The organism is Micromonospora sp. B006 (genome assembly GCF_003408515.1).
GTDB lineage: Bacteria > Actinomycetota > Actinomycetes > Mycobacteriales > Micromonosporaceae > Micromonospora > Micromonospora echinospora_A.
This window is the reverse complement of sequence record NZ_CP030865.1, coordinates 3,379,815-3,389,011: the sequence shown is the minus strand read 5'-3', so window position 1 is coordinate 3,389,011 and position 9,197 is coordinate 3,379,815. Positions and strand designations below refer to the sequence as shown.

Sequence of the window (9,197 nt, the reverse complement as noted above, 5' to 3'; positions counted from 1 at the left end):
CCTGAGGAACCGATACCGATGCTGACGACCGACGTCCTGATCGTGGGCTACGGCCCCGTCGGTGAGATGCTCACGATCCTGCTGGCGCAGCGAGGGCTCACCGTCACGGCGGTCGAGCGGTGGGCCACTCCGTACAACTTCCCCCGCGCCGTGTCGTACGACGGGGAGGCGAGCCGTATCCTGGCCGCCGCCGGCGTCGCCGACCGCCTCGGGCCGGTGGTGGAGTCGTCCGGCGAGTACACCTTCAGGAACGGCTTCGGCCGGACCCTGCTGCACGTCAAGGTCACCGGCGACGGCCCGATGGGCTGGCCCGACTCGGTCTCGTTCTACCAGCCGGGACTGGAGGCGCTGCTCGCCGAGCGGGGCGCGGAGCTGCCGGGTGTCACGGTGCTGCGCCCGTACCAGGTGACGGGCCTGGTCGAGCACGACGACCGGGTCGAGGTGACCATCGCAGGCCCGGACGGCGAGGAGGTCCGCGCGGCCCGCTGGGTCATCGGCTGCGACGGGGCCAACAGCTTCGTGCGGGAGCACCTGGGCAGCGGCGTCACCGACCTCGGCTTCACGTACGACTGGCTGGTCTGCGACGTGGTCCCGCACGAGGCCCGCGAGTTCAAGCCGAACAACCTGCAGGTCTGCGACCCGGCGCGGCCCCGCACGGCCGTGTCGGCCGGCCCGGGGCACCGGCGGTGGGAGTTCATGCGGGTGCCGGGGGAGAGCCGCGAGGAGTTCGAGAGCGCCGCCAGCGTGTGGCGGCTGCTCGGCCTCTTCGACATCACCCCCGACAACGCCACCCTGGAGCGGTACGGCGTCTACACCACCCAGGCATGCTCGGCCGGGCGCTGGCGTTCCGGGCGGATCCTGCTCGCCGGCGACGCGGCGCACGTGATGCCGCCGTTCATGGGGCAGGGGATGAGTTCGGGCTTCCGCGACGCCCTCAACCTCGCCTGGAAGCTCGACCTGGTGCACCGCGGCCTCGCCGACGAGGCCCTGCTGGACACCTACCAGGAGGAGCGCTGCGCGCACGTGCAGCACGCCATCCGAATGTCCATGGACTCGGGCACGGTGATCTGCGAGACCGACCGCGCCGCCGCGGCCGGCCGCGACGCCGCGATGCTCGCCGAGCTGCGCCGGCGTACCGCCCGCCCGCGCACCCGGTCCCTGCTGGAGCCCCTGTCCGGCGGGATCCTGCACAGCGGCTGCGAGGCCGCCGGCGCCCCGATGCCGCAGGGCCGCGTCGAGGTCGACGGCCGCGCCGGGCTCTTCGACGAGGTCGTCGGCACCGGCTTCGTCCTGCTCTGCGCCGAGGACCCCGACGACCTGCTCGACGCCGACGCCCGGGCCTTCCTGGACGCGCTCGGCACGCGGGTCGTCCGGATCGTTCCCGCCGGCGCGCCCGTACCCGGATCCGGCGCCGCGCCGACCGCCTTCGACCTCGACGACGTGTACCTGCCCCACCTCAAGCGGTACGACGCGGTGGCGGTGCTCGTCCGGCCCGACTTCTACGTCTTCGGCACCGCCGCCGACCCGGCCGTTGTGCCCGCGCTCGTCGAGGATCTGCGCCGGCAGATCCGGCGCGGCTGATCGGCATCCACCCACCGGAAGGAACCGACATGTTCGAGAACCTGAAGATCGCCGGCCGGGCGATCCGCACGGTCTTCACCGCCGACCCCATCACCCGGGTCCGGCGCTTCTACGAGATCCAGTCACCCGACGTGGAGTTCGCGGCCCGCCGTACCCACTACATGAACGTGGGCTACTGGTCCGACGGGGTCACCGACATCGACACGGCCGCCGACGCGCTGGCCGACAAGCTGGCCGACGCCGCCGGGCTCAAGCCGGACGACACCGTGCTCGACGTCGGCTTCGGCTACGGGGACCAGGACTTCAAGTGGCTGCGGGAGCGCCAGGTCGCCAAGGTGTACGGCCTGAACATCACCCCGCACCACGTCGAGGCGGCGCAGCGCCGGGCGCAGGAGGAGGGGCTCGCCGACCGGACCGACTTCCGGCTCGGCAGCGCCACCGAACTGCCCTTCGGAGACAACACCTTCGACCGGGTCGTCGCCCTGGAGTCCGCCTTCCACTTCTACCCGCGCAGCGCGTTCTTCGCCGAGGCGCTGCGGGTGCTGCGCCCGGGCGGCGTGCTCGCCACGGCCGACATCATCCCGGTCAGCGGCGACGTCGTCCGCGCCGCCATCCAGTCCGGCCCGCTGAGTTTCGTCAAGTTCAGCATCCCGAAGGAGAACTGGCACGACCGGGACACGTACCGGCAGCAGTTGGTCGAGGCCGGCTTCGCCAACCCGGAGGTCCGCTCGATCAAGGAGCAGACCTGGGAGGGCTGGCGGGCGTACATGGCCGAGCGGACCAACGACCCCGCGTTCCGGGCCGTCGTCAAGCCGGCCGTCCGCAAGAGCATGGCGGCCCACTGGAAGAACCAGGACCTCATGAAGCGTGAGCTGGCGCAGCTCGACTACGTGATCGCGGTCGGCCACAAGCGGTGACACCGCGCACGGACGAGGGGCCCGCCGACCGGTCGTGACGACCGGCGGACGGGCCCCTCGTCCGGTGGGATCAGACCGCCGGCGCCGCGCTCAGTGCCGTCGAGATGGCCCGCAGGATCGCCGGCTGGTGCTCGGCGAGGAAGAAGTGCCCGCCCGGGTAGACCTTCAGGTCGAACGCTGCGGTGGTGTGGTCCGACCACGCCCGGGCCTCCTCGACAGTCGTCTTCGGGTCGTCGTCACCGGTGAGGACGGTGATCGGGCAGCTCAGCGGCGGCCCCGGCCGGTAGGTGTACCGCTCGGCGGCCCGGTAGTCGTTGCGGATCGCCGGCAACGCGGCGCGCAGCATCTCCGGATCCCCGAGGACGGCGGAGTTGGTGCCGCTCAGCTTCCGGACGTCGGCCAGCAGCCCTTCGTCGTCGAGCAGGTGCACCGTCTCGTGCCGTGACTTCGACGGCGCCCGGCGCCCGGAGGCGAACAGGTGCGCGACGCTGCCGCCGTCCTGCTCGATGAGCCGGGCGAGTTCGAAGCCAAGGCTGGCCCCCATGCTGTGCCCGAAGATGGCCAGCGGCTCGTCCCGCCAGGGCCGCAGCACGGTGAACACCTCGCGCGCGAGGTCGTGGATGTCGCCGATGCACTTCTCGTGGCGCCGGTCCTGCCGCCCCGGGTACTGGATCGACAGCACCTCCACGGCGGGGGAGAGAGCGCGGGACACCGGGAAGTAGAAGCTTGCCGACCCGCCGGCGTGGGGCAGGCACACCAACCGCCCCGCGCCGCCCGGAGCGGGGTGGAAGCGTCGCACCCACAAGCCGTTGTCGGTATCTGGCGTCGTCATCCTCTGGTGGTCCTTCCGGCGGCTGCGGTTGCCGACCGGATCGGCGCGGACCCGGTCGAGGCGACGCTAGTGCGACGGGTCGGGACCGGACACCCCTAGCTGGTCGGTTGCCTGGTTAGGGGTTGTCCGCGCTCGCGCGCAACCAATAACTTCTCCCGGCAGATGGGGATCTGCGTGGCTCTCGGCCGAGCGAGCCGAACGACAGATACAGGTGTCGCCTGAGACTTCTGCGCATTCGTACCGTCGCTTACGTCGAGTCTCCGCCGTGAATCGCGATGGGCTGGGTTGATGGACACCGAAGAGAAGCTCCGGGAGTACCTGAAGAGAGTCACCGCCGACCTGCGGCGGACCCGGCAACGGCTCCGGGACGTCGAGGCCGACGCGCAGCAGCCCATCGCGATCGTCGGCATCGGCTGCCGGTTCCCCGGCGGGGTGCGCACCGCCGAGGAACTGTGGGATCTCGTCGCGTCCGGCGGTGACGCGATCGCCTCCTTCCCCACCGACCGCGGCTGGGATCTCGACGCGCTCTACGACCCGGAGCGGTCCCGGCCGGGCACCTCCTCGGTCCGTGAGGGCGGATTCGTGGCCGACGCCGCCGAGTTCGACCCTCGGCTGTTCGGGGTCTCGCCGCGCGAGGCCCTCGCGATGGACCCGCAGCAGCGGCTGCTGCTGCAGACCTCGTGGGAGGCCGTCGAGACGGCGGGGATCGACCCCACAAGCCTGAAGGGCGCCCGGGTCGGGGTCTTCGCCGGCATGACCCACAGCGGGTACGCCCACCCGCCGGAGACCCCGCCGGCGGGCGTGGAGGACTACCTCGGTCTCGGCAACGCGGGCAGCATCGCCTCGGGTCGGGTGGCGTACTCGTTCGGGTTCGAGGGCCCGGCGGTGACTGTGGACACGGCGTGTTCGTCGTCGCTTGTGGCGTTGCACCTGGCGGTGCAGGCCCTGCGGTCGGGGGAGTGCGATCTCGCGCTGGCCGGCGGCGTGACGGTGATGCCCACTCCCGCGGTGTTCGTCGACTTCACCCGGCAGGGCAACCTGTCCCCGGTGGCCCGGTGCCGGGCGTTCGCCGATGCGGCGGACGGCACGGCGCTCGCCGAGGGGGTCGGTGTGCTGCTGGTGCAGCGCTTGTCGGATGCGCGGCGCGACGGGCGTCGGGTCTTGGCGGTGGTGCGGGGTTCGGCGGTGAATCAGGATGGTGCGTCGAATGGTTTGACGGCGCCGAATGGTCCGTCGCAGCAGCGGGTGATTCGGCAGGCGCTCGCCAACGCCCGGCTGGGCGTGGGTGATGTGGATGTGGTGGAGGCGCACGGCACGGGCACGACGTTGGGTGATCCGATCGAGGCGCAGGCTTTGCTGGCGACGTACGGGCAGGGTCGGGATGTGCCGCTGTTGCTCGGCTCGGTGAAGTCGAACATCGGTCATACGCAGGCCGCTGCGGGGGTGGCGGGCGTCATCAAGATGATCTTGGCGATGCGGCATGGTGTGGTGCCGGCGTCGTTGCACGTGGATGTGCCGTCGTCGCATGTGGATTGGTCGTCGGGTGCGGTGGAGTTGGTGACCGAGTCCCGTGAGTGGCCGGGCGTGGAGCGCCCTCGGCGGGCGGGTGTGTCGTCGTTCGGCATCTCGGGGACGAACGCGCACGTGATCCTGGAGCAGCCGGAGGCCGAAGCCGATCCCGAGCCCGTCGCCGTGCCGGTGGGTGTGCCGGTGCCGTGGGTGGTGTCGGGGCGTTCGGAGCGGGCTCTGGTGGGTCAGGCGTTGCGGTTGGCGTCGTTCGTGCGGGAACGGTCCGGCCTTGCGGTGGCGGATGTGTCGTGGTCGTTGGTGACGTCGCGGGCTGCGTTGGAGCATCGGGCGGTGGTGTGGGGTTCGTCGGTGGACGAGCTGGCGGCGGGTCTGTCGGCGGTGGCCGAGGGCCGGTTGTCGGGTGTGGTGTCGGCGGGTCGTCGGGCGGTGTTGTTCACGGGTCAGGGTTCGCAGCGCGTGGGCATGGGCCGGGAGTTGTACGAGACGTTCCCGGTGTTCGCGCAGGCCTTCGATGGGGTGTGCGCCCGTTTTGATGGTTTGTTGCCGCGGGCGTTGCGGGAGGTCGTGTTCGCCGAGGCGGGTTCGGGTGAGGCCGCCCTGGTGGATCAGACGGTGTTCGCGCAGGCGGGGTTGTTTGCGGTGGAGGTGGCGTTGTGGGAGTTGCTCGCGTCGTGGGGTGTGCGGGCGGATTTTGTGGCGGGTCATTCGATCGGTGAGGTGACGGCGGCGTACGTGGCGGGGATGTTGTCGTTGGCGGACGCCTGTTCCCTGGTGGCGGCGCGGGGCCGGTTGATGCAGGCGTTGCCGGCTGGCGGTGTGATGGCGGCGGTGGGTGCGGCGGAGGGGTTTGTCACCGAGCTGATCGCGTCGAGTGGCGCGGGTGTGGATGTGGCGGCGGTGAATGGTCCGGCGTCGGTGGTGGTGTCGGGTGCCGCCAATGAGGTTGCGGTGGTGGTGGCGGCGTGCCGTGAGCGGGGTTGGCGGGTCAAGGAACTGGCGGTCAGTCACGCGTTCCATTCGCGGTTGATGGATCCGATGCTGGAGGAGTTCGCGTCGGTGGTGGCGGGGCTGGACTGGCGGGTGCCGAGGATCCCGATCGTGTCGAACGTGACCGGCGCGGTCGCGGACGCCGCAGAGATCACCGAACCCGGCTACTGGGTGCGGCACGTGCGCCAGCCGGTACGGTTCGCCGACGCGGTGCGCACCCTCCACCAGCAGGACGTCACCCAGTTCCTGGAGGTCGGCCCCGACGCCGTACTCACCGCCATGGCGCAGGACTGCGTCGAGGCGACCGGCGAAGTCCGGTTCACCGCCACGATGCGCGCCGGGCACTCCGAGGCCGACACGCTGCGCACCGCCCTCGCCGAGCGGTACGTCACCGGCGACCACGTCGACTGGACCGGATACCTCGCCGCCCTCGACGGGGCCGGCCCCGAGCGGGCAGCCGAGGCACGCCCCCGCGCCATCGCCCTGCCCACGTACGCCTTCGACCAGCAGCGCTACTGGCTCAACGCCAGCGCGGGGGTCGAGACGGTGCCCGGGCTCGGTGCCCGCCCCGTCGACCACGCGCTGCTCGGCGCCGCCGTACGCGTCGCCGACGACGACGTACGGGTCTTCGGCACCGAACTCTCCGTACTGACACACCCGTGGCTCGCCGAACACGTCGTCTGGGACTCGGTGGTGGTGCCCGGCGCCGCCCTGGTCGACATGGTCCTGCACACGGGCGCGCAGGTCGGCTGCGACACCCTCGACGAGCTGACCCTCCAGGCCCCGCTGGCGCTCGCCGAGGACGGCACCCGGGCGGTGCAGGTGAAACTGGGCGCGGCGGACGAGGACGGTCGCCGGACGGTCACCATCCACTCCCGCGCCGCCGCCGACCCGGACGGCGAGTGGGACCGCCACGCGGCGGGCGTCCTCGCCCCCGCCGTACCGCAGCCCGACCGGTCCGATCCGGCGCCGTGGCCGCCCAGCGCCGCCACCGCCGTCGCGGTCGACGGGATCTACACCGAGCTGTCCCGTCTGGGCGTCGAATACGGCCCTCTCTTCCGTGGCCTGCGCGCCGTCTGGCGCACCGGCGACGAGGTGTGCGCCGAGGTGGCGGTGCCCGACGGCACCGAGGTCGCCGGCTTCGGCCTGCATCCCGCCCTGCTGGACGCTGCGCTGCACGTCGTCGGCCTGCTCGACTCCGACGCGGAGGATGCCTCCGGCGTACGCCTGCCCTTCGCCTGGACCGGCGTCACCCTCTCGGCGGTCGGCGCGACCGCGCTGCGGGTACGCGCCCGGCGCAGCGGCGGCGGCGTGACCCTGACCCTGACCGACCCGGCCGGCGCCCCCGTCGCCCGGATCGACTCCCTGGTCTCCCGCCCCGTCACCGCCGACCAGGTGCGCGGCGGTGACTCCGCAGCCGACCCGCTGTACGCCGTCAACTGGCAGAGCGTGCGGCCGGGTACCCCGGCGACCGTCCGGGTGGTGCTCCTCGGCGACGCGCCGTCCGACCTGTCCGAGATCGCCAGGTACAGGCTCGCCGAGCTGGCGGAGGCGGTCGACTCCGGCCGGATCGACCCGGAACTGGTGCTGCTCGCCGCGTACGCCGACGACGAGGACGCCCCGGTTCCCGCCGCGACGCGGAGCCGGCTCACGGCGGTGCTGGCCGCCGTCCAGGGCTGGCTCGCCGACGACCGGCTGGCGGAGCGGCGGCTGGTCGTGCTGACCCGCGGGGCCGTCGCCGCCGGCGACACCTGTCGTACGGGCGACCTGCCCGGCGCGGCGGTCTGGGGCCTGCTGCGCTCGGCTCAGGCGGAGCACCCCGACCGCTTCGTGCTCGTGGACCTCGACGAGGCGCGGCAGCCGGAGTCCTGCACTGTGGACCTGGTGGCCCGTGCGGTCGCCACCGGCGAACCCCAACTGGCGGTCCGGGACGAGCAGGTGCTGACGCCCCGGCTCGCGCCAGCCGTCCTCGCCCCGGCGCCGGCCGCCGCCCTCGACCCCGACGGGACGGTCCTGGTCACCGGGGCGACCGGCGCCCTCGGCGGCCTGCTGGCCCGGCACCTGGTCAGTACGCACAAGGTGCGCCACCTGCTGCTGGTCAGCCGCCGCGGAACCGACGCCCCCGGCGCGGCGGAGCTGCTCGCCGAGCTGACCGCGCTGGGTGCGCAGGCCCGCCTGGTCGCCGCCGACGTGGCGGATCGGGACCGCTTGGCCGCGGTGCTGGCCGACGTTCCCGCCGAGCACCCGCTCACCGGCGTGGTGCACGCGGCCGGTGTCCTCGACGACACGGTGATCTCGGCGCTGACCCCCGGCCGGCTGTCAGCCGTTCTCTCCGCCAAGGCCGACGCCGCCTGGCACCTGCACGAGCTGACCCGATCGCGGCCGCTGGCGATGTTCGTCCTCTTCTCGTCGGTCGCCGGTGTCCTCGGCGGCCCCGGGCAGGGCAACTACGCCGCCGCGAACGCGTTCCTCGACGGCCTCGCCGGGCACCGGCACGCCTGCGGCCTCGCCGCCACGTCCCTGTCCTGGGGCCTCTGGGCCGCGGACAGCGGGATGACGGGCGCACTCGACGCCGCCCAGCGGCAGCGGATGAGCCGCAACGGCCTCAGCCCGCTCGGCACCGCCCAGGCGTTGCGCCTCTTCGACGCCAGCCTGCACGGTGGACGCCCCCACCTGGTGCCGGCGCTGCTCGACCTCGCCGCGCTGCGCCGCCAGGCCGACGCCGGCCAGCTCCCGGCGCCGCTGCGCGGCCTGGTCCGGGCCCGGCGGCGCGTCGTCGAGGGCGGCGGCGACGGCGGCCCGTCCTTCGCGCAGCGCCTCGCCGGCACGCCCGAGGCCGAACGCGGCCGGCTGGTGGAGGACCTCGTCAAGGCGCAGGTCATCGAGGTGCTCGGCTACCCGCCGGCCACCGTCGTGCCGTCCGGGCAGACGTTCACCGGCCTCGGCTTCGACTCGCTGACCGCCGTGGAGCTGCGCAACCGGCTGACCGCCCTGACCGGCATCCGGCTGCCGGCGAGCCTCATCTTCGACTGCCCCACGCCCGCGGCCCTCGCCGACTTCCTGCTGGTCGACGCCGCCCCGCCGAAGCCCGAACCGGGCCTGCTCGCCGAGCTGGACCGGCTGGAGGCCGCGTTCGCCGCGACCGCGCCGGAGGAGATGGAGCGGCTGGCCGCCGACGACGAGACGCGTACCGCCGTGGCGGTCCGCCTCCGGGCGCTGGTCACCCGGTGGAGCGACACCACCGACCGGACCGACGACGTCGGCCAGGCCCTCGACGACGCCTCGGACGACGAGCTGTTCGACTTCATCGACCAGAAGTTCGGCCGATCCTGACCACGAGTCCGCCGCTT

At 72.9% G+C, this 9,197-nt stretch carries 4 protein-coding genes; 3 read left to right on the top strand and 1 reads right to left on the bottom strand.

Translation table 11 applies throughout. The features are described from left to right. The first annotated feature begins 18 nt into the window (after nt 1-18). Both MicB006_RS15205 and MicB006_RS15200 read left to right on the top strand, forming a co-directional pair. Nucleotides 19-1,581 (top strand): bifunctional 3-(3-hydroxy-phenyl)propionate/3-hydroxycinnamic acid hydroxylase, encoded by a 1,563-nt coding sequence (locus tag MicB006_RS15205; protein WP_116506948.1) that lies wholly within the window; start codon nt 19-21, stop codon nt 1,579-1,581. Between the two features lie 29 nt (nt 1,582-1,610). Continuing rightward, nucleotides 1,611-2,498, top strand: coding sequence for a class I SAM-dependent methyltransferase (locus MicB006_RS15200; protein ID WP_116506946.1), 888 nt, complete (start codon nt 1,611-1,613; stop codon nt 2,496-2,498). A 70-nt stretch (nt 2,499-2,568) separates the two neighbouring features. Here MicB006_RS15200 and MicB006_RS15195 read toward each other — a convergent pair whose 3' ends face one another. Then, nucleotides 2,569-3,330, bottom strand: coding sequence for a thioesterase II family protein (locus MicB006_RS15195; protein ID WP_116506945.1), 762 nt, complete (start codon nt 3,328-3,330; stop codon nt 2,569-2,571). 285 nt (nt 3,331-3,615) lie between these two features. On the opposite strand from MicB006_RS15195, the gene MicB006_RS15190 reads away from it, so the two are divergent. Continuing rightward, entirely contained in the window at nt 3,616-9,180 is a 5,565-nt protein-coding gene (locus tag MicB006_RS15190; protein WP_116506943.1) for a type I polyketide synthase, read from the top strand. Nucleotides 9,181-9,197 lie beyond the last annotated feature (17 nt).

Excerpts from the sequence above, each read along its gene's own strand:
- MicB006_RS15200 (WP_116506946.1), top strand. The coding sequence starts at position 1,611 with ATGTTCGAGAACCTGAAGATCGCCGGCCGGGCGATCCGCACGGTCTTC.
- MicB006_RS15205 (WP_116506948.1), top strand. The coding sequence starts at position 19 with ATGCTGACGACCGACGTCCTGATCGTGGGCTACGGCCCCGTCGGTGAG.
- MicB006_RS15195 (WP_116506945.1), bottom strand. The coding sequence starts at position 3,330 with ATGACGACGCCAGATACCGACAACGGCTTGTGGGTGCGACGCTTCCAC.